This window comes from Vibrio sp. L85, assembly GCF_963871815.1.
Taxonomy (GTDB): domain Bacteria; phylum Pseudomonadota; class Gammaproteobacteria; order Enterobacterales; family Vibrionaceae; genus Vibrio; species Vibrio harveyi.
On record NZ_CAWMYL010000020.1, the window covers coordinates 154,980 to 178,487 of the forward strand.

General features: G+C 43.7%; 21 protein-coding genes. 14 read left to right on the plus strand and 7 right to left on the minus strand.

What is annotated here, in order from left to right:
- Positions 1-83 precede the first annotated feature (83 nt).
- The 5 genes from AACR11_RS03930 (at position 84) to AACR11_RS03950 (ending at position 8,017) form a co-directional block, all read left to right on the plus strand.
- Positions 84-3,740: an ATP-binding protein gene (locus AACR11_RS03930; protein WP_029789543.1), complete on the plus strand. Its 3,657-nt coding sequence runs from the start codon at positions 84-86 to the stop codon at positions 3,738-3,740.
- Positions 3,733-4,887: an EAL domain-containing response regulator gene (locus AACR11_RS03935; RefSeq protein WP_029789545.1), complete on the plus strand. Its 1,155-nt coding sequence runs from the start codon at positions 3,733-3,735 to the stop codon at positions 4,885-4,887. Before AACR11_RS03930 ends, AACR11_RS03935 begins: the two co-directional genes overlap by 8 nt.
- Positions 4,888-4,891: 4 nt before the next feature.
- Positions 4,892-5,491 (plus strand): response regulator transcription factor, encoded by a 600-nt coding sequence (locus AACR11_RS03940; RefSeq protein ID WP_005449405.1) that lies wholly within the window; start codon positions 4,892-4,894, stop codon positions 5,489-5,491.
- Between the two features lie 11 nt (positions 5,492-5,502).
- On the plus strand, positions 5,503-6,864 hold the full coding sequence (locus AACR11_RS03945) for a GGDEF domain-containing protein (RefSeq protein WP_079325549.1): 1,362 nt from the start codon (positions 5,503-5,505) through the stop codon (positions 6,862-6,864).
- A gap of 265 nt (positions 6,865-7,129) precedes the next feature.
- Positions 7,130-8,017, plus strand: a complete 888-nt coding sequence (locus AACR11_RS03950; RefSeq protein ID WP_005449401.1) for a LysR family transcriptional regulator — start codon at positions 7,130-7,132, stop codon at positions 8,015-8,017.
- On the opposite strand, the gene AACR11_RS03955 is transcribed toward AACR11_RS03950, so the two are convergent.
- Entirely contained in the window at positions 8,014-8,622 is a 609-nt protein-coding gene (locus AACR11_RS03955) for a response regulator transcription factor (protein WP_029789547.1), read from the minus strand. The genes AACR11_RS03950 and AACR11_RS03955 overlap by 4 nt on opposite strands.
- 365 nt (positions 8,623-8,987) lie before the next feature.
- On the opposite strand from AACR11_RS03955, the gene AACR11_RS03960 reads away from it, so the two are divergent.
- The 4 genes from AACR11_RS03960 (at position 8,988) to AACR11_RS03975 (ending at position 12,980) form a co-directional block, all read left to right on the plus strand.
- Positions 8,988-9,521: an MCP four helix bundle domain-containing protein gene (locus AACR11_RS03960; protein WP_223295800.1), complete on the plus strand. Its 534-nt coding sequence runs from the start codon at positions 8,988-8,990 to the stop codon at positions 9,519-9,521.
- Positions 9,464-10,903: a methyl-accepting chemotaxis protein gene (locus AACR11_RS03965; RefSeq protein ID WP_223295801.1), complete on the plus strand. Its 1,440-nt coding sequence runs from the start codon at positions 9,464-9,466 to the stop codon at positions 10,901-10,903. Before AACR11_RS03960 ends, AACR11_RS03965 begins: the two co-directional genes overlap by 58 nt.
- A gap of 101 nt (positions 10,904-11,004) precedes the next feature.
- Positions 11,005-11,727, plus strand: a complete 723-nt coding sequence (locus tag AACR11_RS03970) for a nitroreductase family protein (RefSeq protein ID WP_029789548.1) — start codon at positions 11,005-11,007, stop codon at positions 11,725-11,727.
- Positions 11,728-11,999: 272 nt separating this feature from the next.
- Positions 12,000-12,980 (plus strand): chemotaxis protein, encoded by a 981-nt coding sequence (locus AACR11_RS03975; protein WP_005449396.1) that lies wholly within the window; start codon positions 12,000-12,002, stop codon positions 12,978-12,980.
- 47 nt (positions 12,981-13,027) lie between these two features.
- Here the strand turns inward: AACR11_RS03975 and AACR11_RS03980 are convergent, their stop codons facing one another.
- Complete coding sequence (locus AACR11_RS03980; RefSeq protein WP_009696154.1) at positions 13,028-13,573, minus strand: type II secretion system protein; 546 nt, start codon at positions 13,571-13,573, stop codon at positions 13,028-13,030.
- 355 nt (positions 13,574-13,928) lie between these two features.
- On the opposite strand from AACR11_RS03980, the gene AACR11_RS03985 reads away from it, so the two are divergent.
- The 4 genes from AACR11_RS03985 to AACR11_RS04000 all read left to right on the plus strand — a co-directional run bounded on the left by AACR11_RS03985 (position 13,929) and on the right by AACR11_RS04000 (position 16,751).
- Positions 13,929-14,651 carry a sulfite exporter TauE/SafE family protein gene (locus AACR11_RS03985; RefSeq protein ID WP_029789551.1) on the plus strand — a complete coding sequence of 241 codons (723 nt, stop codon included), beginning with the start codon at positions 13,929-13,931 and terminating at the stop codon, positions 14,649-14,651.
- 82 nt (positions 14,652-14,733) lie between these two features.
- The gene (rarD, locus tag AACR11_RS03990) at positions 14,734-15,639 is read left to right on the plus strand and encodes an EamA family transporter RarD (protein WP_009696156.1); all 906 of its coding nucleotides are present in this window, start codon (positions 14,734-14,736) and stop codon (positions 15,637-15,639) included.
- A gap of 198 nt (positions 15,640-15,837) precedes the next feature.
- Complete coding sequence (locus AACR11_RS03995) at positions 15,838-16,224, plus strand: MAPEG family protein (RefSeq protein ID WP_005449392.1); 387 nt, start codon at positions 15,838-15,840, stop codon at positions 16,222-16,224.
- Positions 16,218-16,751, plus strand: coding sequence for a hypothetical protein (locus AACR11_RS04000; protein WP_029789553.1), 534 nt, complete (start codon positions 16,218-16,220; stop codon positions 16,749-16,751). The genes AACR11_RS03995 and AACR11_RS04000 overlap by 7 nt, the downstream gene beginning before the upstream one ends.
- A gap of 308 nt (positions 16,752-17,059) precedes the next feature.
- Here AACR11_RS04000 and AACR11_RS04005 read toward each other — a convergent pair whose 3' ends face one another.
- From AACR11_RS04005 to AACR11_RS04025, 5 genes are all read right to left on the minus strand, one after another.
- Complete coding sequence (locus AACR11_RS04005; protein WP_017188963.1) at positions 17,060-19,216, minus strand: cytochrome c; 2,157 nt, start codon at positions 19,214-19,216, stop codon at positions 17,060-17,062.
- Positions 19,213-19,824, minus strand: a complete 612-nt coding sequence (locus AACR11_RS04010) for a cbb3-type cytochrome c oxidase subunit II (RefSeq protein WP_017819537.1) — start codon at positions 19,822-19,824, stop codon at positions 19,213-19,215. The genes AACR11_RS04005 and AACR11_RS04010 overlap by 4 nt, the downstream gene beginning before the upstream one ends.
- 1 nt (position 19,825) lies before the next feature.
- Positions 19,826-21,235 (minus strand): cytochrome-c oxidase, cbb3-type subunit I, encoded by a 1,410-nt coding sequence (gene ccoN, locus AACR11_RS04015; protein WP_005451576.1) that lies wholly within the window; start codon positions 21,233-21,235, stop codon positions 19,826-19,828.
- Positions 21,236-21,250: 15 nt separating this feature from the next.
- Positions 21,251-21,619, minus strand: a complete 369-nt coding sequence (locus AACR11_RS04020) for a c-type cytochrome (RefSeq protein ID WP_029789556.1) — start codon at positions 21,617-21,619, stop codon at positions 21,251-21,253.
- A gap of 469 nt (positions 21,620-22,088) precedes the next feature.
- Positions 22,089-22,259: a hypothetical protein gene (locus AACR11_RS04025; protein ID WP_009696160.1), complete on the minus strand. Its 171-nt coding sequence runs from the start codon at positions 22,257-22,259 to the stop codon at positions 22,089-22,091.
- A 344-nt stretch (positions 22,260-22,603) separates the two neighbouring features.
- Here AACR11_RS04025 and AACR11_RS04030 point away from each other — a divergent pair, with 344 nt between their 5' ends.
- Positions 22,604-23,482, plus strand: a complete 879-nt coding sequence (locus AACR11_RS04030) for a DMT family transporter (RefSeq protein ID WP_061066365.1) — start codon at positions 22,604-22,606, stop codon at positions 23,480-23,482.
- The last annotated feature ends 26 nt before the right edge of the window (positions 23,483-23,508 follow it).

The window sequence follows — 23,508 nt, forward strand, 5'->3', positions numbered from 1 at the left end:
AAGTAAACACAATTCAAAAATTGTCGAAGTTTGACATTTATGCTGTGCAAATTAGTCTGATCTCCCAAGTTGTGGAAGTCGTTATGTTCAGCATTTTAAGAAAAACCGTCATACTTTTTGTCGCATTTATCGGCACAACCTCTCCGTCATATTCCTTTGCTAGCGATGAGTCTAGTGAAACCGTGCTTGTCGGTGTGATAGCGCTACGCTCAGAAGATCCAGAAATCGGCAACAAAATTGGCACTTATTATGGGATCAACCTCGATTACCTGACTAACATCGCCAAAGTGCTCAATCTTGAACTTGAGTTACGTTCATACAATACGATTCCAGAACTGTTCGCTGATATTGAGAATGGCACGATAGACGGTGCTGTTGGTTTTAGTAAGTCGCCGGACAGAGAATCTCGCTTTATCTTCTCGGATGCTTTTTTCTCTAGCACCATTGCGGTTTGGTATCGTGAAGACAGCTATTACCAACGTGATCCACGAGAACTCCAATGGGCTTGTGTTATCGGCACCGTTTACTGTGAATACCTCGAAGACATGGGGGCAACGAAAGTCCGCACAGTGGAAAGTCGCCTTAAAGCCTTTGAAGAAGTCAGAGGCGGTCGCGCAAACGCTTTGATCTCAAGTTACGTTGCTATCAACCAATATTTAGACGAGAACGACATTGTCAATGGTGCGGTTGATATTCCCAGTTGGCTGAATGAAGAAGAATCGAGATTTATAGCTTCCAAATCAAACCAAGCGCTTGTTGACCGTATTAACAAAATTTTAAGCTGGGAACGCAATGGTAAAAACATTCGCTCGGTTGCGTCTACGAACCCATATCATGTCAACGACAAACTGCTGGTGGAATACCGAAGAGATTTAGAAAACAAGCAAATCATTACCTACAGCAGCAGTGAAGAAGCGTTTCCTTTCTTATTTAGAAACCCTCACACCGATGAGTTGGACGGATTTCTGCCTGATTTTATCGATTTGATCCAGTCTCGCACTGGCTTGAAGTTCGAATATCAAAAGCCTAGCAGCAGCTTAAACAGTGGATTGACGGCGTTCAATGCCGACTTAGTTCCTGTGGCTTATGTAGAGAATCCACCCTTATCAGATTGGTTAGTCACCAAGCCGTTCATGCACAACAACTTTGTTGCAATAGAAGCATTGGACCCGAAAGAGCATCCCGCACACGACGCGCGATCTGGCATTCTAATGAGTTTAAAAAAACAAGGTTTGGTCAATCTCGACTCATGGAAGGAAGAGCGCTTTACTCGCTATGAAGACCTTAGGCAACTGTTGACTGATCTCAAACAGGGCAAGATTGAAGTTGCGTATATCCCTGATGACATCGTGCATAGCATGATCGCGCAGGACAACATTGATGGGTTGCTGATCAGTGAAAAAGATACGCTGACCTTGTCGATTGCTTTTGCGGTAGCGGACCATAACACCAAGCTAAAGAAAATACTCGACAGCATCATTGATACCATTGATGCCAAAGAGATAGAAAAGCTTAATAGAACTTACCGAAACTTCAATCTCGTCTACGGTTACGATGAAGAACATATCTTCACCATGATACTGATTGTTGTGGTTGTGTTTGTGATCCTCTTGGCGGTTGCGTATTTCGTGTTGGCGCACCTTAAGCTCAAAGTCAATTTGGCAGAGCTAAACGCAACGAATGAGGAGAAAGAGAAGCAGTGGTTGATGGAGATTATTCAAGAAATCAACAGCATTGTTTTTATTCATGGCGAAGATAACCAAATTCAAATGAGCAATTGCTCTTTATATAAAAACCATCGTTGCAAAGGCTGCACGATTCAAAGTCGAAAAAGTGCCAAACCTTTGGTCGACAATGTGATCGAATTGCGTCAGGTGATTGCAGGTAAACGCATCGCAGATATAACAGCATCCAATGGCTGTAAGCTTGGTATTCAGCATGTTTACCGAGAACGTAAAGCCATTCTTTCTCCAAGTAGCAAAAAGAAATTTGTCCTGACCGTACTTCAAGATATCACTGAGCAAAAAGAGCGAGAGTTTGCGTTAATTGATGCGCAAGAAAAAGCGCAAACTGCGGTTCGTTCTCGAGAGAATTTCTTGGCAACCATGAGCCATGAGTTAAGAACACCACTTTCCGCTGCACATGGTCTACTCGACTTGTTAGACCGTCAGACCAGCAGTGAGGGGAGTAAAGAGCTTATCACCCAAGCGATGCGCTCACTAAACCACTTGAACCTGCTGGTGGATGAAGTCCTTGATTATTCCAAGCTAGAAGCTGGTCAGTTGAAAGTGACGCCAGTAAAAACTCATGCTGTAAACGCCTTGTGTGACGTGATTCGTAGCTTTGAACCAAAAGCGTCCAGTAAAGGGTTAGAGTATCGAGTGACCTTCAAACCCTTCTTAAATCCATGGTTGAAAGTGGACGCAGTGCGCTTAGTCCAAATCGCGACCAATCTACTCTCCAATGCCGTTAAGTTTACCAACGAAGGAGAAATCAGCGTCAGCATTGCCGTTCATGAAGGGCGACTGATCTTAAAAATCGCGGACACAGGTATCGGTATGACGGAAACGCAACTCGAAGGTATTTTGCAGCCGTTTGTTCAAGCAGATGACACCATTACGCGCAGGTACGGAGGAACAGGGCTTGGCTTGAGTATTGTCGACCGTCTCGTGGACTGCATGGGAGGGGAGTTATGTATTAATTCCCAGTTCGGTCTTGGCACCACGATGGTTGTGAAGTTGCCTATTACCTTCTGTGAACCAGAGCCTCAAGCGGCACTGTCTTATACATTTTCACCGATGTTGCCTGCCAATGTCCGTGATTGGTGTCTTGCGTGGGGGATGGCGTCGACAGATGTGAAGCCAAATTTGGTGGGGCAGTTTTCACCGCAAGGGAAATACCAAGGACTAAACCTTGATTGTGGCAGTAAAGGAAGCTGCGAGTTAACACCGTCAGAAGCCAAGTATCCAGATACCTTACTGGCGTTGCTGCGTCAAGATTGCACCTTAAAGCCGACAGCTGAAACGGAAGACACGAATAGCAATCTTGATTGGAAGCACGGCACTGTTTTGGTCGCAGAAGATAACCCGATCAACCAAAGCGTGATCACGATGCAACTGCGAGAACTTGGCATTGAGCCTGTCATCGTAAGTAATGGTCTTGAAGCATGGCAATACGTGAATCGCGATCATCAGGTGGCGTTGGTTCTTACGGATTTTCACATGCCCGAAATGGACGGTTTTGAGTTGGTGAAGAAGCTCAAAGCAGCACCAGAGCTGGCTTCAATTCCTGTTATTGGTGTCACCGCGGAAGACTCTCGCTTAGCGAACGAACGGGCTAAACATATTGGCATCGATGACATTCTTTATAAACCTTATGACCTTGAAAAGTTAAGGTCAAAACTGCTGCCGTTCTTAGGGCAAGAGAAAATGGCACAGTGGCCAGAATGGATTGAGAAATTTAGAAAGCAAGACGCTAAGGAGATAGCCAACGTTTTTAAAAGCTCAATGACGCACGATGTGACAAATCTAAAAGCTGCGAAAAGCAAACAAGATAAAAAACGCATTATTCACGGTATAAAAGGCGCGCTTGGCGCCATTGGAGTAGCCATTTTAGCGGAGTTATGCATTGAAGCCGAGAAGGCCAGTGATGGTGAGTTTGAAGCTCATGTCACCGACCTTATTGAGCGCATAGAACAAGAAATCAACCTTGCAGAACATTGGATTAAAGCACATGAATAAAGATCTTAAAGCGATGGTGATTGATGACCATCCACTGCAAATCACTTTGCTAAAGCAAATGTTATCTCGGTATGGGGTTGACGTCTCGACATTCGATAATGTTGATAGCGCGATTCAGCACGTCAAAACATCGGACGTGGACATTATTTTTTGTGATTTGCAGATGCCGAATAAAGATGGTGTCGACATGATGATGATGCTCAACCAAATCGGCTACCAGGGAAAGGTTGTGTTAGTGAGCGCAATGGAACTGATGATTGTCGCCACCGTTAGAGCGATGTGCGAATCGTTCAGTTTCGAGGTTCTCGGTAAACTTCTAAAACCTTACGATGAAGAGCAAGTGGTCGAAATGCTCAACAAGTCGGGTGTTCAACCAGCGAAATTCACTTCATTTCAGCAACAAGTTTGCGTGCAAGACCAAGAGTTTTTGTTTGCTTTGGCTGAGGGGCGAGTTAAAAACTACTACCAGCCACTAGCGGACGCAAACACGGGAGAGATCATAGGCTATGAAGCCTTAGCGCGTTGGTTTCATCCCATTTACGGCGTTTTAACTCCGTACAACTTCCTTTCTATTGTGAAGCGCTGCCATTTATCTGCGGAGTTGTTTGATGCGGTGTTTAGTAATGCGTTATACGACATGAAGAACCGTGGGCTGAGGTTACATGTTTCACTGAATGTTGATCATGACAACTTAGAAGATCCGGAATTTGCGACTCGCTTTATCGAACGTTGCCGTGAGCATGGCATCAGTCCAGACCAGTTTACGATAGAAATTACTGAGCGAGACACGTTTGAGACCAATGCCGCACTTTACAAGAACCTACTTAAATTCCGAATGAGTGGAGTAACCGTCAGCATTGATGATTTTGGTACGGGATCATCATCGTTGGAAAAGCTCGCTCAACTGCCTTTTAACGAACTGAAAATAGACCGATCTTTCATTCAAGGTTTGGTCAATGACCCTAAAAAGAAAAACATAGTATTAGCCATCTGTGCACTCGCAAAAAGCTTAAACATTAGTGTTGTCGCAGAGGGGGTGGAAGACGAACCGACGCTAAACGCGATGCGCCAATACACGGTTGACGTATTTCAGGGTTATTACATCGATAAACCAATGCCATTAGAAGCAATAACGATACTGAAATAAAAGCATGATGAATAAACTGAACTATCTGATCTTTGATGATCACCCGCTGGTTTGCATTGCCATTAAATCTTTGGTCGAGAGCCTAGGCACTGCAAATGATGTTTTAACGGTAACCAATTCAAAAGACGCCTTAAAAATATTGAAAGAGCAACAAATTGGGCTGCTCATTTTGGATGTAAATCTCGCTGATTGCGATGGCTACGATTTCTACAAGCGCATTAAATCGCACGGTTTTGCAGGAAAAGTGATCTTCTTTTCTGCGGAGACAAGTCATATGTATAGCCAAATGGCATTTCGTTCTGGTGCTGATGGTTATGTATGTAAATCAGAAAACCACGAAATCTTAAAAGACGCGATTGAGGCTGTTTCCAAAGGTTATTCGTTTTTCAAATTCAAGCAGAGCGTTGAAGAGCATCGTAATGTACCAGCGTTATCCAGCCGTGAGAGTGCCGTGATGAAGTTATTGCTGCAAGGGAAAACCAATCGAGACATCGCGGATGTACTCTCGATCAGTGATAAGACGGTAAGTACCTACAAGCGCCGAGTTTTGGATAAGTACAATGTGAAGAATATCGTTGAACTCTCTAAAGTGCTCGGTACGTAGTAGGAGAAAGAATGAACCTGAGAAACGTTTATTTGTCATTCTTCTTTGCTGTGCTTTTGTTTGTAACCTCAATGACCATGATTGGAGCCATGCTCATTTCTCATGAGGCGAAGCAATTTAAAATCTACACACAAGGCATTTCAAAAACCAAACAAAAAGTCATCATGCTAGGGCTCTTATTGGAGTCTGAGCTAGCGCGTTATGAAGGAACTTCGGCTAAGGAGATTACTGATGCGACCGAGTTCAGCTTTCAAGATGCGATTTACAAGCTTGATCCAAAGAGCGAGCTAGACTTTGTGGAAGCCGTTGCGCGTAAAGTGCTACATGAAGCTGAAGGTTATCTATCCAATGTCTACGAGCGGATTGATATCGTCCTTTATTTTCGTTCATACACAGGAAACAAGTTGATTCTTGAAAATGCTATTGATGGACTACAAGATTTGACGGAGCCTTTTGATATTGATTGGTGTAAAGAGACAAATTCTTGTTCGTTGGCGGCATGGAAAGATCAGTTGTCTGACCGTATTCTGATTTCTAAACCTTTTAAAACCACCTATTCGGATAGTCGAGCCTTTAGCATTATTAGCCCGGTCTACTTCAAAGGGGAGCTGGTTGGTGAATTTGGAGAGCAAATCTTTCTCGATTCGCTAAAGGCAGAAGGAAAGCAACTCAAAGTCGATATTAATAACGGAAATAAGCACATTGTGGTGTACTTTCCTCATTATCCTTGGCCTGAGTTTGCATACACTCAAACGTACGTAGCAGATAATAATAACCTGATTGTGTACAAATACCCGTTTAGCAAGATACTTATCGATTTTGGCTGTTTGTTCTTTGTCTTTTTTGTTGTGATCTTTGCGTATTATTCAAAAGCGCAAGAGTCAAAAGAGAGCAAAATTCAACTGGCTAACGCAATCAGTGACGCAACGAAAGACGAGCTAACCGGGTTGTTTAATCGAAAAGTGTTCAAAGAACAGGCTTTTAAGAACAAGATTAAGATGACACCGTTTACTGTGATTGCCATTGATGGCGATCGAGTTAAACGAATTAACGATAAATTTGGGCACCACGTTGGAGATGAAGTCATATCGATAATTGCTGACTCCATGAAAAAGGTCTTTCGGTCGACGGATTATCTTATTCGCACGGGAGGCGATGAGTTTATTGCGATATTACCCGATTGCAGTGAGAGCAAATCGTTAATTTTGGCGAAGAAACTACGCGCTGCAGTGAAAGAAAATCGCTTAAAAAGTATGGATGTAGAAGTGAGTGTCAGTACTGGTATTGCAATGAGCACTGAACATGAGACGCTGAACAACGTCATCATGCGCGCTGATGAGGACCTTTATGAATCTAAGCGTCACCGTAGTTAAGTAACTAAGTAAACAAGTAACTCAGTATCCAAGTAGGTTAAGTAGCTAAGTAACTAACTTAAGACAGTGTCTTAAACCTGAAAATTGCTTTAACTGACTTTAATGTCATTAAGCAACGGTATAAGAGTTTGATAAACTTGACCAAAACGTGACTTTGGTCTTCTATAGTAAAGCAGCCTTACTCATTAGGCTGCTTTCTGTGTATTTGGCTGAAGGTAAATAAAGAACTCAATTTTCATCTCTGACCCTATTTGGTAGCTGTGCTGTGAATAAAGATCTCGACCTAAACCTACTTAAAATACTGGTGCTACTGGAGCGTCATCGTCAATTGAAACCCGTTGCGAAAGCATTGGGCAAGAGCGAAGCCTCTATCAGCAAATACCTAACTCGCCTGCGTACTCAATTGGAAGATGAACTCTTTATCCGCCATGCACATCACTTTGAACCAACGGATTATCTAAAGCGTAAATTACCAGAAATTACTGATGCGCTAGGGCAGTTAGAATCTTGTCTAGTTCGCCGTGAGTTCGACCCTCTCTCGTACGAGAAAAGCATCTCAATCTGCTTGCCTCAATCAGCACAACAGTCATTTGGTGATCTGCTTCTTATTGATTTAATGGAATTATTTCCTAATGCCTACATCAATGTAGAAAGCAGTACGGATAGCACAATAGACGATATCTTGGTTGATAAAGTAGATATGCAATTGCATTACTTTAACGAAGAGTATCCAAAAACCATCCATCAACAATTTATTGGTTATGCGCCAGCTGTCATCGTGGTACCCGAAGAGCTTGGGATCAACGATCTAGAAACCGCGTGTAAGCTCGATTTCATTTTGCTTGAGTTAGCCGGTTGGAAGGATAGGGAGCAGGTGACCAAGCGAGCGCTCGAACAAAGTGGGATTAATATAAACCGTGTTGCGACGATTGGTAATATCACGAGTCTACTCAAAGTCATAAGAAGCAAGGCTGCAGCGACAATATTACTTGAGTATCAAAAGCCAATTGAAGGTTATACCTTTATCCCTGTACCGGAGAGTTTTTACCCTCAAGGGCGACCAAAGGTCGTGATACAAATGAAGCAATCTCATCGCTACAACTCGATGCATCAGCTATTAACCGATGCTATCGCGAAGTACGTCATTTCTTAGCAGCACAAGCTGCCGCATTCATCTTGCGGAAGTGTATTAAGTAGCTCTACAACGGACTCGGCATGGTATTTCTTCAATATGCGAGTCTTATAAGTACTGATGGTCTTTGCACTTAATGACAGCTGTTCAGAAATCTTCTTATTTGAATAGCCTTGAGCCAAATAATGGAAGACCATTGCTTCACGGTTCGATAAAGCAACGTTACCGCTTGATTGATTGTGCGTTGCTTTAAACATGGAATAACCACGCGTCACGCTAACAATTGCATCCATAATGGTCTCTTTCGATTCATTCTTATTTAAAAACCCATGCGCACCCATTTCAAACGCGGCTTTGGACAAGCTGCTGTAATCGCGAGAGGAAATAAATAAGACTCTTCCTTGATAACCAGTTGCCAGAATGTTCTTTGCCAAACGCATACCGTCTCTGTCACCTAAAACTACATCTAAAATAACCAAGTCAACAGGCTGGTTGCGAATGAGCTCCATAACTTCGGCACTGTCAGTTGATTCTACAACGTTCACAGTTTGGAAAGCGTTTTGAACAAGAGAAGCGAGCGCTTCGCTATATAACGGTTGGTCGTCGATAATAAGAACGTTATTCATATTTTGTGCCTCACCTTATATTTCAATTTACTTGCCGCTTCCATTCAGCACTCATTTAACGAGAAGGGATTGTAGGAAAAATCCTTGCCGTGTGGGTGAAAATGACAATTTCATTATTTGAAAAGGAGTGTCTCATTTTTTAGAAAGTGTCGCGTGGTAGATAATAGAATCAAAGAGATACGGCACGAAAGAATCACCGACCTCAGTTGAAGTACCAATCTTTCTTTGCCGTCAGAAAAGGCGTGCATATTCGAATAAGTTCAATTATAACAACAAGATAGTGTTGTTTGTGTGTTGGGGCGAGTTTGCGACTTATCCGTTAGGTTTTTAGTATTTCCACTTGCTGTTGTTATGGAGTATGCGGAATGCTTAATAGAATTAAAAAAATAAAACATAAATTTTATCTGATCTTGAGTGCCGTTATTTTGGTGCTGTCTACAGTGTCTGCTGTTGGCTTTTTTACGACCAAACAGGTCAATTCAAATTTTATTCACTTTCAATCAATCGATGAGGCAGCTTTTGAAGCGACAGACGTTGAAGCAAATCTGTTGAAGGCTCGAATCAATGCATTGACGTATCGTACAAACCGCGACCCTCAATTTTTTAATCGAGCAATTGAAAGCTTGAAATTAGCGCAACAAGAGGCACAAAAGCAGGCTTTGAAGTCGACAGATAATGAACGGAAGGGGCGCTTTGAAAAAGTCACTTCGCAACTCGAAAGTTATATAACAAACTTAACTGAAGTTTCGCAATTAATGCGAGAACGTGACGCTTCTGTTCTTGAACTGGTTTCTTTTCAAAAGCAGATTGAAGCAAAAATATCGCGACGACTGAGTCAGAAGTGCTTAGTAAGCAACGTTCGGAAGTTTCTCGCGCAGCTATGGTATTTAAAGCGTTGACGCAAGAAGCTACGGAGTATCTGTTAACCAATAACGAGCAAGATTACGAACAGTTTCAAGATCAGCTATCGCAATGGAAAAGTGATTTGTCCAAGTTAAGCTTCGCAAGCCAAGAACAACTCATTGAACTGACAGAAGGCTTTGCTCACTCGTTGTCTCAAGTTGCCAGCACGATTCGGACTCGAAACGATCGTTGGGAAGTACTTAAAGAGATTGGTTTTGATATTGCTGAACAACTGAATGGCATCAGAGTCGATGCCGTTAATGATCAAAATGCATTGAAAGATGAGATTCAACAATCCACTGAAGAGGCAATAATCAATGTGACGTTAGCCTTGTTGATTGGATTGCCAATCGTCACCTTCTTATCTCTGTATATTTCGCATGATATTACCGCGAATGTTCAGTTTGCTAAGCAAGTAGCTGAAAAGCTGAGTCGTGGTGAAATCGGGATGAGGCATGATCAGGTGAAAGGGAATGATGAAATCGCTGAAATGCTTGATGCGTTGCACCATATGGAAGCGCAGCTGTATAAAACGGTGTCAGGTGTGGTGTCTTGTAGTGACTTGCTTGCTTCGGCATCAGAAGAGTTGTCGGCAGTAAACGGAGAAATTCTGACGAATGCACAAGCCCAGCAATTAGAAACTGATCAAGTTGCCACCGCGGTGAACCAAATGACGGTAGCCATCACCGAAGTCGCCCAAAGTGCGAGTGGGGCATCACAAGAAGCTGCGTTGGCGACGAGTGTCTCTGAACAAGGGCAGACTGTCATGCAACGAGCCATGGAGCAGGTGGGCGGTTTAGCCACGCAAATGGGAACCATGAGCCAAGAGGTGGCTACCTTGTCCAATGGGACAGCAGAGGTTGCGGATATTACGGAAGTGATTCAAACCATTGCTGAACAGACAAACCTTCTGGCACTCAATGCAGCGATTGAGGCCGCGCGTGCTGGCGATCAAGGTCGTGGTTTTGCTGTTGTAGCAGATGAGGTGCGTCAACTGGCTCAAGAAACCCAGAAGGCGGTAGAAAAGATCGGTCATCGCATCAGTACGCAGCAACAGAATACGACTCAGGTGGTTGATTCCATTAATGCTGGGCAACGCATGCTAGAAGAAACGGTACAGCAATCAGCCTCAGCGAATGAAGCCTTTGTGAGTATTTCGGGGAATATTGAACAGACGAATGTGCTTAACACTCAAATCGCTACGGCGACGGAAGAACAAAGTGCCACGGCTGAAATGATCAATCAAAGCGTGGTATCTGTACGCGATCAAGTGGAGCAAACTGTTAATATGATTCAAGACTGCAATCAGGCAACAGATGAGCTAGCAAGAATGTCGGTTAACTTATCTGATCAAATTCGATTCTTTAAGCTGCAATAGAGAGATGTAAGGAGCGAAATTTTACCTGATGGTGTATTTATACTTGCAGCTAAGCAATGAATCAGTAAAGATCGCGCTTTTACCTAAGTTTTGAGTCCGTTATGAGCCAATCTTCTTTTGAATCTATTGTTCATTCACGTCGTTCCGTTAGAAAGTACGATACGAATGCTGAATTTAACCATGATGATGTAGCCAAGGCGCTCGCGTTGACCACGCTTAGCCCAAACAGCAGTAATATGCAGATGTGGGAATTTCATCGAGTGATTTCAGCGGAGAAGCGAGCGAAACTAGCCGACTTCTGCATGGGACAAAATGCGGCAAAAACGGCGAATGAGTTAGTCGTTTTTGTGGCGACTACTCATAACTGGGAAGAGCGCGCAAAGCGCAACGCAGAGACTGTGCGCCAAGCTTTTGAAGGCCGTGACGACGCTGCGGCCAAGCGCGCTCTAAAGTATTACGAAAAACTTATCCCAATGGTTTATAACAATGATGCATTTGGCATACGCGGGGCGGTACGCAAGTTATACAGCTGGTGGCTAGGTCGAAACAAGCCGATGGTAAGAGAAGTGGCTAAAAGTGACGTACGTGTTTGTTTGCACAAGAGTGTTTCTTTGGCAGCGATGACTTTTATGTACGCGATGAGAGAAAAAGGCTATGACACTTGCCCAATGGAAGGCTTCGATTCAAAACGTGTAAAACAGTTGCTTAATCTAAGAGACAGTGATCAAATCACCATGGTCATCAGTTGTGGTATCAGAACCGAAGAAGGGGTTTATGGCGAGCGTCATCGCGTAGATAACGAAGCGGTCATTAAAACTCACTGATTCTTTACTAATTATGGCTAAACTTTTTGTTTTCCCTGCCGTTAACTTAAGGAACCCAGCTGCAATATTGAATACTTGAATGTGTTTTGTACAAAAATGAGACAAATTTTAAGCATTTGATATAGAAGTGTGCAGTCAGCATCCTTTTGATTATTTACAAATTCTGTCTCAACGACTACAAAAGGACTCTTGGATTTTTTCGCCTGTGAAGTGATTCTCTGTGGCATTGCATCAAGCCTTTTTCTTGGTGCGTATTTTGGATAATTGTGTTTATGAGTAACGTAACCAGCACTATATTGACTGAGAGTGGTACCAATGAGCTTGAAATCATTGAGTTCCACCTAGAAAAACAGATGCCAGATGGCAGCACAAAAACATGTTATTACGGTATTAACGTCGCTAAAGTTCGCGAAGTGATTCGCGTACCAGAGACTACCGATTATCCGAACGCACAACCGCATATGATTGGCGTGTTCTCTTCCCGTGAAGTGTTAACTCCGTTGGTGGACCTTGCTGGTTGGCTTGGCGTTCCGACTCGTCGCGACTTAGAGCGTAAGTTTGTGATTGTGACGGATTTCAACAAGATGACGAATGGCTTCTTGATTGACAGCATTTCACGCATCCACCGTATCTCTTGGAATGACGTAGAATCACCGAGCCAGTTCCTAGAAGCAGGTGAACAGGACTGTGTGGTTGCTGTTGTTCGTAAAGATGGCAATCTGATCATGATCCTCGATTTCGAGAAAATCATTGCAGACATCAACCCAGAGCTGAGTATGGAAAAATACGACGTAACGGGTGATAAATCGGTTGACCTTAACCAGCGTATGGTTGGTAAGCGTAATGCGAAAACCGTTATGGTTGTGGACGATTCAGCGTTTATTCGCTCACTGATTCAAGATACTTTAGCATCAGCAGGCTATAACGTGATCACATGTAAAGACGGCGGCGAAGCTTACGAGAAATTAATGAGTCTCATCGAAGTAGCGAAACAAGAACAACTGCCAGTGCGTGAGCTGCTTGATGCTGTTGTTACCGACGTTGAAATGCCGCGTATGGATGGTATGCACTTGGTAAAACGACTACGTGAAACGGAAGCCTACAATGAAATGCCAATCGTGATGTTTTCTTCTCTAATGAGTGAAGATAACCGTGCGAAAGCACTATCACTAGGGGCAAATGACACGATTACTAAGCCAGAGATTGGTCGTATGGTCAATATGATGGATAAATACGTGTTTAACTTTGCATAAGCAGAGAACAAGATGACAAAAGGCTGCCGATTGGCAGCCTTTTTTGGTTATGAACATTTGTTTATTTTTAGAGTGTATTTGGCTTTAGCGTTTTCTGGCGGAGCGTAGATAATACTACATTCATTTTCGTTAGCGGATTTGTCATCACGAGCTGTTATGTAAGCCGTTCTGTTTGGAAGCATTCGTATCATCCAATCAGTTGATTCAACATGACTACCTAGTTCTTGCACAAGTACAGTTAATGATGTTGTATCTGCTTGCGGATAACCATATTCAAACGCGCAATGCGTGCTTGAACTTTTTTCACATCCATCAAAGGGTAAACCTTGCATCGGGACTAGCATGCTTCCATCATGATTTTTATAGTCAGTATCATTAGAAACATAGGAGAGACCTTCGAGACCCGCGATCGCCATTTTTCCATACCCAATGTTCAGAGCTGATGCAATTGCACCTTTCATTCCTTCCAAACGCGCTTCGCGAGCATCATCTTGAATGTTTAAGAAGCGGGGTGCGGCAGTGACAGCAAGGATGCCAAGAATTACGATTACAACAACAAGCTCAATTAAAGTAAAACCTGATTTTCTTTTCATAAACCATCTTTAAGTTAGGTTGATACGATAGTCTAATATTTATTTATTATTTAGTGCCTTAGACTGTGAAATTCTACGTGTGGTGAATTTTGATAGTGCATTCACTCTATAAAAGCCGCTGATTATAATGTCGATTTTGTGTTCTGGATAGAGGAGTATTGATAAATTAAACATTGCATCTTTGTACAAAATTCGAAGTTGCAGAAAGTGAGCCTCTAAAGTTCGGTTATTGAAATATTTTGATTGTGTTTTAGATAGGTTTGATGAATCCTACGCAGGGCGAGAGTAGGTGAATAATAGATAATTCATATTTAACTAACTCTCTAATAAATAGATAAAATATAAGAACGCATCGATGGAATTCGATTCTACTAATTTGCTTGCAATGGGGCTGATTTTCCTCGGCTCTTATGTACAAACGGCTATTGGCTTTGGCTTGGCTATTGTCGCGGCTCCACTACTTATTCTATGGGCTCCGGAATACGTTCCTGCTCCCATCTGTTTAGTTGCATTGTTTATTTCATTAATGAATGCGATGAAGCACCGCAGTAATGTTGAACTCGGTGGTTTAAAGATGGCGTTGTTCGGTCGTATTCCCGGATCGTTAGCGGGTGGGGCGCTGCTGTTTTATGTTTCGACAGAAGCGTTAACGCTTTGGATTGGTTTTCTCGTGCTTTTTGCTGTGGCTGTGAGTGTCTTACCTTTTCGCATTGAGCCAACACCAGGACGCATGACGTTTGCAGGTTTCTTTTCGGGGCTCTTTGGTACAAGCTCCGCTATCGGTGGACCGCCAATGGCGTTACTACTTCAGCATCAAGAAGCGAATCAGTTACGTGGTAACCTTTCTGCTTTCTTTGTGTTTAGCTCTATCATCTCGTTGGTGGTTCAAATTCCGGTGGGATTCTTCAATCTTCATCATTTGATCATTACTTTGCCCTTACTGCCTGCAGCCGCATTCGGCTATTGGTTGGCAATAAAAACAACACAGTCCTTGCCTAAAGAAAAAGTGCGTTTCGGCGCGCTAGCGCTGTGTTTTACTAGTGGAATTACCGCGGTAATTCAAGGCCTAGCCTTATAGCGAATATTGGTCCTTTTGTTTCGCTTTACAAACCAAATTTGCTCTATAGAATCGCGTCACTTTTTTATTTGTCGAGTCAGTTATGAACAACAATCGTTACGGCAATTTTATGGCTGCACTTTCCTTTGTTATCTGGGGATTGTTGCCTGTTTACTATCGCTTTCTGCCAAATGCATCAATGGATGAACTGTTGGCGCTGCGCATCATTGGCTCTGTACCTGTGGGGTTTCTATTGGTACTGGCGATCACGCATCACATGCCGAAATGGGCTGCTATCTGGAAAGATAAAAAGTCCCTTTGGTATACCTTTGTTGCAAGTAGCCTAATGTGTATTTCTTGGGTTGCATTCACTTGGGCGTTAACCAATAACCGTGTTATTGATGCGAGCTTAGGCTTCTTTATTGGACCTTTGGTTTCTGTCGCACTGGGTGTTTTTGTCCTTGGTGATAAGCTGTCAAAAGGTCAGTTCATTGCCATTCTTTTAGCAACTATCGGTGTGGTTTATCAGGTTATCCAATATGGTCAGTTACCATTAGTAGCGCTGACAATGGGCTTATTCTTTTCTCTTTATGGCTTATTTAAGAAAAAGATTAACTTTGATTGGAGTACAACACTCTTTATTGAAGCGGTGGTGCTTACCCCAATCGCATTGGCATATCTGATGTTTAAGCAATGGACGATCGGTGAGTTATCTTCAACCGTCGATATGACCACGTTCATGCTTTATTTAGGAAGTGCGCCAGTAACTATTCTCCCACTGATTTTTTATTCGATTGCGATCCGAATTACTAACCTGTCGACAGTAGGGTTGATGCAATACATTGAACCGAGTCTTCAATTTGTATTGGCTGTCGTGTTCTTTGGTGAACTATTCGATAGTGTAAAAGCGGTGACATTTGCTTTTATTTGGGTGGGTCTGCTGTTCACGATCTGCGAAGGTATCGCCAAGCTTTCTAAGCGTAAAAAGCTCGCTAACCACTCTCTTTGATGATTTCTTTCTTTAGATTTATAGGGCTAATTTATACCCAAGCAACTTCGGGATTCCCGGTTCAGGTAGAATGCCTTGGTTTGTAGACGCGGCGGCGATTTAAAGATCTAGTCACTCTAAATCAAGAATGTATGTATTTTATAAATGTGTTTTTTATAGAATAATTAGCTCACAATAATATTTAAAGAAGGAAGTTTTATGGTTACCGCGCTTTACGCATCTATTCTCGCATTACTGCTCATCTGGCTCGCTTTTCAAGTCATCAAGCAACGCCGCAGCAACAAAATCGCTTACGCCGATGGTGGAGTTGAGGCGCTTCAAATCGCTCGCAGCGCACAAAGCAATGCAAGTGAATACGTTCCTATCACTCTCATTTTAATGGCGTTATTAGAATATAACGGCGCTTCGCTACTGTGGATACACCTTGCTGGTATTGTATTTGTGATTGGGCGTGTGATTCACGCAAAGGGAATTCTCGGTGAGGATTTAAAAGGCCGAATTACAGGGATGAAGTTAACCTTCTTTACTATGATTGGTTTAGTAGCCCTTAACTTGATCTATTTACCTTACGGGAGCTTATGGTAAAAAAATCGACATACTTACCGCCTGCATGGCTATTGGTGTTTGTTGGACTGGTTCTTAATATTGCTGCGATTATCTTAACCAGTGTTGTGTTAGATAAACTCGGTAAAGAGATCAGTTTACTGGCTGAACAAAAAGCCGATAACCTCTATTCGATACAACTCGCTTGGAATAGTGTCGAAACATTGGAGCGAAAGCGGGAAGTATTGTTGTTGCATTTGCACCTTGATCAGAGTGAACCTGTTTCAGAAGAAATGAACCAAGTGTTGAGAGGGCATTTGTTAGCATGGACAGGGCAGGAAGTCAGTCCAATCCAAATTGAACAGTTACCTAATCTGATGTCTGAGATCAATCAGGCGCAAAATAACTACCGTAATCGTATAGACAGCTATTACCTTGCCAACTTGGAAACCACGGAAGTGATGACAGGTTTGGAAGAAAAGATGGCTTGGTATAAAAGTATTGGTTTGTTTCTTCAAGTCTTCGGTTTGGCATTAATTTTAGCGCGAGATCTCGCCCGTAAGCCATAAATGAATTGAAGATTGTATTTGCATATTGCAAGGTCTTGTTCGCAATATGCAATAAGTGGAAAGTAGTTAGTGTGATTATTCGTTCAATTTGACTGCAAATGATTAAATAACAATCGGTTTTACTGCATCGAAAAGTTGGCATGTCTAATGCTTTAGTTTATATGACCCTTTTAAGCCGAGGGTCACCTAGCCAACTGACGTTGTTAGTGAACCAGATTGTTCACAGAAATATATAGCCAATCACCCAATTGTGATTGGCTTTTTTTATTCCTGTTAGCTAGGAAAACAGGTCCTGAAGTCTGCTGACCCTAACGAATGTTGATAGTGTTGTCGCGCCTGTCGTACATGTCTGGGGTGGTGTGCAGGCCGCCAGCATATCCAGCCGCTTCCAATGTTTCTCTCACTTCTCGCACATCTGCCGCCGTCACTTCCTGCTGTTGATCCCCGAGATGCCTACGTACAAAGGTAATGAGCTCGGCTAAACGTGCGTCAGAGAGGATATCCTCAAAACTTGCCATCGGCATGAAGTTACGCTCCGGATCAATATAGGTAGGCTGCAAGCCACGCACCGTTACCGCAATAGTGTTGAATGGGTCACTGTGCATGATGATGCCATTATTCAAGAGCGTTGGTGCAATAGGGTCTCGACCTTTACCATCGTTCCCATGACACGCGCCACACGTTTGCTTGTAAGTAGCATAGATCGGATCTTGATAGGCAGCTTCATCGAACCCTTTCGGCTCTAAAGGCACCGCATCGGCAGCAATGAAGTTGTTTACGTCACCGCTGAGTAGGTAATAAGACATGGACTCGATGTCTTCGCGCGTCATCAAACTCAAGCTGTTTTTGACCACGTCAGCCATCCCAGCAAAAGCGGTACCTTTGTCTGAGTGGCCAGTGTGCAAGAAGTCGGTTAGTGTTTTCTCATCCCAACCGCCCACATACAGCTCTGTAGACGTAATGTCAGGTGCGTTCCAACCATCTATCAAGTTGCCTTGGAAGATGCGTTCAGGGATTAGCGCTTGAGCAATGTTACGCGGCGTATGGCACTCTGAACAGTGCCCTAAACCTGCCACCCAATATTTACCTTTCTGCCACTTCTCGACGTCCTCCACCACGCCCTCAAGCTCTGAAGGTAGGTTGTAGTCGATAGGATCGGTGTCCATAAAGACAATGTTCCAACCAAGGAGACCAAGACGAATGTTCGATGGGAACATCATGTGGTTTTCATCGTTACGACGCGCCACGGCAGGGATAGACTGCATGTACTCCCACAAATCCGTCATATCTTGTTCAGTCAGATATTGATATGAGGTGTAAGGCATAGCAGGGTAGAGATAACCGTGTTTGCCTTTACCTTTCACGAGTGCATCACGAAAGTCATCATAGTTATACTCACCAATACCTTCACTGGCATGAGGCGTGATGTTAGTGGAGTAGATGGTACCAAAAGGCGTAACAAACGGCAGACCGCCCGCAAAAGGTTCGCCACCTTCCGCACTATGACAAGCGACACAATCACCGGCGTGTGCCAAGTACTCGCCACGTTCGACAGACTCGGCATTAAGCGCTGAGAGTTTTTGCTCTTCCTCTTCGCCTGCTTTATGGATGTAAGCGCCAATGGCGAGGATCTCGTTTTCGGAAAGCTGGTTTTCAAACGCTGGCATCAGATTATTCAAACCGTAATTGATGGTGTGTTGAATCTCTTCGATGCTGCCGCCATGAAGCCAAACGCTGTCTGACAAATCAGGCACACCGGTTTGTTGGTTTGCGATGGAGCCATCTCCATGACATGAAGCGCAGTATTCCACAAACAGACGTTTACCAAGTTCAACTTTTACCTCTGGCACGTCACTGTGGCGTTGATTGAGAGAGGCAAGGTAATAGGCGACTTTATTTACTTCGTCTTTTCTCATTACCTCTACCCATCCCGGCATAGCACCGTTACGCCCTTTTGCGATGGAGTGAATAATGGCATCGTCATCTCCACCATACATCCATTCTTTATCGATAAGGTTAGGAAAGTGTTTTTGCCCTTGCGCGTTATCTCTATGACAAGCGGCGCAATGGGTCTGAAACAGCATGCGTCCAGTGCGTACTATGTCGGTATTTTGTGCAAGTACCGCCAAAGAGGTGTTTGTTACTCGGCTAAACTGCTGATCGAGTGTGGTCGAAGGTGAGCTGAGTTTGTCATTTCCTTGGTCATAATTCACCAATCCTTTCCATTCACCTAGCCCTGGATACAACACTAAATAGCCTGCAGAGAGTAAAAACGCGACAGCGTAACTTATAAACAGCAGCTTAGGTGGTGGGGCATCTTTCTCATCTATACCATCAAAAGAAGCAATGGTGTGGTCTTGATCTGCTTTGTGGTTGCTTCGCCAATACTTGACGATAACACTCACCATAAGGGCAAAAAATATTATGGTGCAGGCAACTGCCCACCAGTTCCAGAATGTGCTCATGGTGCCACCTCCTGTGCTGTGTCTTGACCAAGGCTTTGAAGGTAACGAATCAAAGCTTCACCCTTGGTTTTACCTCGAATTTGTAGACGTGCGTCTGATATCTCTTGGTCGGTATAGGGTACGCCTAACGTACGCAGTGTTTCCATCTTGTTGCCAATGGCATTACCAGACAGAGTTTGCTCAAACAACCAAGGGTAAGCAGGCATGATGGATGTTGGTACAACTTGGCGTGGATCGATAAGGTGTAATACATGCCATTGGTCCGAATATTTCCGACCTAGGTTGGTTAAGTCTGGTCCAGTACGTTTAGACCCCCACAAGTTTGGGAACTCGTAAATATCATCAGACTCTTGGTTAGCGCGACCATTGCGCTTGATTTCAGGTTCCAATGGGCGAACCATTTGTGTGTGGCACACATGGCAACCTTCGCTGATGTAGATATCGCGACCCGCAAGCTCAATTGCGGTTAGGGGCTTAGCTAAACTGCCTTTGGCGATGTCATCCGTGCGAAGAATATTCGGTACAACCCAAACCGCGAGTGAAAAAGAAGCTACAACCATCGTGGTGATGATTAAGATGATAACCGAGTGAGTAAAGTCTTTGCTCATCTTATGCCTCCTTTGCCACTAGTACGGATGGAGAACGCACGGTCTTATACAAGTTAAACGCCATCAGGAACAAACCAAGTACAAAGAGTGCGCCACCGAAGAAACGTAAGAACAACCATGGCGCTTTAAAGTTCATGGCTTCAATAAAGCTGTAAACCAGTTCGCCATTCTCGTTTTGGGTTAGCCACATGTAGCCTTCGCCAATGCCTGCTACCCAAAGTGCGATAGCGTAGATGGCGACACCAGCATGGGCTAGCCAGAAGTGCCACTTGATCAAACGCTGCGACCAAAGTTCGGTTTTGTTCCAGAGACGCGGGATAAAGTAGTAGAACACCGCAATGCCGGACATGCCCACCCAACCTAATGCGCCAGAGTGAACGTGCCCGATCACCCATTCGGTGTTGTGCGCTAGCATGTTGAACCAGCGAATCGCCAATAGAGGCCCTTCAAATGTGGCCAAGCAGTAGTAAAGAATTGCCGAGAAGAAGAACAGGCAAATGTAGTCAGATTTGAGCTTCTCTTTGTTTTGTAGAAGTGTCATCGCACTGTTGAAAGCGCCTGCCCAAGAAGGAAGCCAAAGGATGAGAGACATGATGATGCCAATGTTTTGCACCCAAACAGGTACTGATGAATAAACCAAATGATGAGTACCTGCCCAAGTGTAAAAACCAACCAAGCCCCAAAAGTGGATCACAGACAAACGGTAAGAGTAGATAGGGCGGTCAGCGGCTTTAGGTATGAAATAATAGTTCATACCAATCACACCGGCAGTCAGCAAAAAGCCTACCGCGTTGTGCCCCCACCACCATTGAACAATAGCATCTTGGGCTCCGGCAAAGACGGAATAGGATTTCATCAAAGAGACAGGCATGGCAAGATTGTTCACGATGAAGATCATCGCAATAACAATGATAAAGGCGGCGAAGAACCAGTTCGCAACGAAGATATGGTCAACTTTCCGCTTCGCAATCGTGCCGAAAAACAGCACAGCGTAGAGCACCCAGACCAAGACGATCAGTACGTCGATTGGCCACTCTAATTCTGCATACTCCTTAGACGTCGTGTAGCCAGCCGGTAACGTAACGAGTGCTAAGAACAGTACCAATTGCCATCCCCAGAAAACCATCCAAGATAAACTTTGATTGAAGAGATTACAGCGTCCGGTGCGTTGAGCGATGTAAAGAGAAGTACCCATCAAAATGTTGACGACAAAACCGTATATCACGCCGGAAGTGTGTAATGGCCTCAGGCGACCGAATTGGAAGTATTGAGAATCAAAGTTGAGCACGGGCCAATATAACTGCGCGGCAAGAATGACACCGATGATCATCCCTGCAATAGCCCACACTAACGATGCCAACACAAAATACTTCACAACTTGAGTGTTGTATTGAGTTGCTGCTTGTTCCATAAGGACGCTCCTAGTTTAAGGCTGCGGCTCGTTACCTAACTGTGAGTAGTAATGGGCGATGTCTTCGATATCTTGATCAGAAAGTGCATCAGCTTGCTGCTGCATTAATACCGCCAGACCACTTGTGCGCTCACGCGCTTTGTAATCCTTCAAAGACGAAATTAGATAGCTCTTTTTCTGACCGCGCAAATTCGGGTAGGCGTCGATAGTAGAAATTCCGTCGGTACCATGACACGTCATACATACTTTCGCCTTTTCCTTACCAACCTCAAATTGAGCATCGGTATTGGTGTCGGATGCGAAGGTGATCGAAGAGAAGCACATAGTGACGACGAGAGCCGTCTTCAGCACTGTGCTCATGCATTGTGTGTTCTTTAATCTCATCACTGATTCCCTAGTAATTTGAATGCGTTTTCACTAACTTGGGCGTTTTACAAACAGGCTCTTCGCTCTTATTCGTGAGGTGAATGAACGGGTTTGTTTTTTATTGTTGTAGGTTAAAGAGTAAGCAGGTACTGGCGATATCGCTATGTACAAGCCGATTTAGTTGTGGTTTTCATTACTAATACGCGACAACTCGATGGATTGGACAAAATCATTACCAATAAAACTAAAGTGAAAAGAGGTGCTTAGCTTTTGCCTTTTGAAAAATGGCGAGTTTTGTTTGATTTGAGTGGGCTCAGTATTGTTTTAAGAGGATGAAGGAAATTGAAAACCGCCCTGATTTATACCCACTAGACCTTTAAATCGCCGCCGCGTCTACAAACTAAGTTATTCTCGCTGAACCTAGCATCTCTAGGCTACTTGGGTATAAGCAAGAGCGGTTAGAGAATAGGAGATCTTTCAAAACACATTATCGACCACGGTAGATCATCATGTCGTAGATATGTGTGATGGATATTGGATCGGCTTCGATAGTACTCACGCGAAAAGAGGAGATAAGACTAAACAGCGAGCCGAGCGCAATTGGAGCAATGATAAGCAAGGCGATCAGAATGAAAAAGAGTACGGTTGAATGTCTCATAAAGTACCTCCTGACGTCTATTTTGTTTCGTTGCTATTGTAACATTTTGCCCCGAATTTAGACTTAGATTATTCCGTACTGTATTTGAGTTTTTACCTAAAGGATTACTTGTAATTCTGATGGTTTCAAATAACAAAATAATGACAGGGTTTCACAGTAATTTTCTCGATGATGAATTAGTCACAATGTATACTGTGAACGCTTCGCAAACGTTAACACTCCTCAGTCTAAGTACACATTTAGTCCAGCATTTGCGATGTAAATATAACTAGCAATCACGCATTAAAATCAATGATATATGAACCCCTAACGAATCCTTCGTAGGGTCTTTTTTGTGAGTAATTATGTTTAACTCAGAACGCAAAGCTGCATTCGTGCTCGTCGCTACTACGATGATCGCGGCATTAGGGTGGATCTTCTCTAAAGAAACCATTCAAGGTCTCCCTCCATTCGGATTTATCGGTCTGCGATTCACTATCGCTTCACTGTGTTTGTTGCCTCTGTGTATCAAACCGCTTCGTGCTGCCAACAAGAAAGATATTTTTGCCGCGGCAGGCGTTGGTGTGCTTTTGGGAGGCGCGCTGATGTGTTGGATCTATGCGATTTCAATCAGTGATACGTTAGGTGAGGGCGCATTCATCATGAGCCTATCAATGCTGTTCGTACCCATTGTCGCGTGGATTATGTTTCGTCAAAGACCTCAACGAATTTTTTGGGTGTCACTACCAATCGCGATTCTTGGCTTAGGGTGTTTGTCTTTAGCTGGTGGTTGGCAACAATCTAGCAGTCAACTTTGGTTCTTAGGCGCTGCTTTGATGCTCGCTCTGCACTTCAACGTAAACAGCAAGTATTCGCAAAAATTGCCTGTGTTGTTACTGACGTGCATCCAATTGTTTGTCACGGGTTTGATTGGTTTGTTGATTTCATCTTTGGTGGAAACGGTGCCAACTGAAGTATCGACGTCTATCTGGATTTGGTTTGCGCTGAGTACGCTTTTGGCAACCAGCTTGCGTTATGTGATGCAAACCATGGGACAAAAGTTTGTCCAAGCGGGTAACGCTGCACTGATTATGATCCTTGAACCTGTCTGGACAGTGATCTTGAGTGTGATTTGGTACGGCGAAGTGCTGACCTCCAATAAACTCGTTGGTTGTGCGCTTATCTTATTCTCTTTGGTGATCTACCGAACTGGCGGTAGACTCCGCTTTCCAAAACGGGCGTAATTAAGTTTATAGAGCCAGCGATTTCA

Excerpts from the sequence above, each read along its gene's own strand:
- AACR11_RS03930 (WP_029789543.1), top strand. The coding sequence starts at position 84 with ATGTTCAGCATTTTAAGAAAAACCGTCATACTTTTTGTCGCATTTATC.
- AACR11_RS03935 (WP_029789545.1), top strand. The coding sequence starts at position 3,733 with ATGAATAAAGATCTTAAAGCGATGGTGATTGATGACCATCCACTGCAA.
- AACR11_RS03940 (WP_005449405.1), top strand. The coding sequence starts at position 4,892 with ATGATGAATAAACTGAACTATCTGATCTTTGATGATCACCCGCTGGTT.
- AACR11_RS03945 (WP_079325549.1), top strand. The coding sequence starts at position 5,503 with ATGAACCTGAGAAACGTTTATTTGTCATTCTTCTTTGCTGTGCTTTTG.
- AACR11_RS03955 (WP_029789547.1), bottom strand. The coding sequence starts at position 8,622 with ATGAATAACGTTCTTATTATCGACGACCAACCGTTATATAGCGAAGCG.
- AACR11_RS03960 (WP_223295800.1), top strand. The coding sequence starts at position 8,988 with ATGCTTAATAGAATTAAAAAAATAAAACATAAATTTTATCTGATCTTG.
- AACR11_RS03970 (WP_029789548.1), top strand. The coding sequence starts at position 11,005 with ATGAGCCAATCTTCTTTTGAATCTATTGTTCATTCACGTCGTTCCGTT.
- AACR11_RS03975 (WP_005449396.1), top strand. The coding sequence starts at position 12,000 with ATGAGTAACGTAACCAGCACTATATTGACTGAGAGTGGTACCAATGAG.
- AACR11_RS03980 (WP_009696154.1), bottom strand. The coding sequence starts at position 13,573 with ATGAAAAGAAAATCAGGTTTTACTTTAATTGAGCTTGTTGTTGTAATC.
- AACR11_RS03985 (WP_029789551.1), top strand. The coding sequence starts at position 13,929 with ATGGAATTCGATTCTACTAATTTGCTTGCAATGGGGCTGATTTTCCTC.
- rarD (WP_009696156.1), top strand. The coding sequence starts at position 14,734 with ATGAACAACAATCGTTACGGCAATTTTATGGCTGCACTTTCCTTTGTT.
- AACR11_RS03995 (WP_005449392.1), top strand. The coding sequence starts at position 15,838 with ATGGTTACCGCGCTTTACGCATCTATTCTCGCATTACTGCTCATCTGG.
- AACR11_RS04000 (WP_029789553.1), top strand. The coding sequence starts at position 16,218 with ATGGTAAAAAAATCGACATACTTACCGCCTGCATGGCTATTGGTGTTT.
- AACR11_RS04005 (WP_017188963.1), bottom strand. The coding sequence starts at position 19,216 with ATGAGCACATTCTGGAACTGGTGGGCAGTTGCCTGCACCATAATATTT.
- AACR11_RS04010 (WP_017819537.1), bottom strand. The coding sequence starts at position 19,824 with ATGAGCAAAGACTTTACTCACTCGGTTATCATCTTAATCATCACCACG.
- ccoN (WP_005451576.1), bottom strand. The coding sequence starts at position 21,235 with ATGGAACAAGCAGCAACTCAATACAACACTCAAGTTGTGAAGTATTTT.
- AACR11_RS04020 (WP_029789556.1), bottom strand. The coding sequence starts at position 21,619 with ATGAGATTAAAGAACACACAATGCATGAGCACAGTGCTGAAGACGGCT.
- AACR11_RS04025 (WP_009696160.1), bottom strand. The coding sequence starts at position 22,259 with ATGAGACATTCAACCGTACTCTTTTTCATTCTGATCGCCTTGCTTATC.
- AACR11_RS04030 (WP_061066365.1), top strand. The coding sequence starts at position 22,604 with ATGTTTAACTCAGAACGCAAAGCTGCATTCGTGCTCGTCGCTACTACG.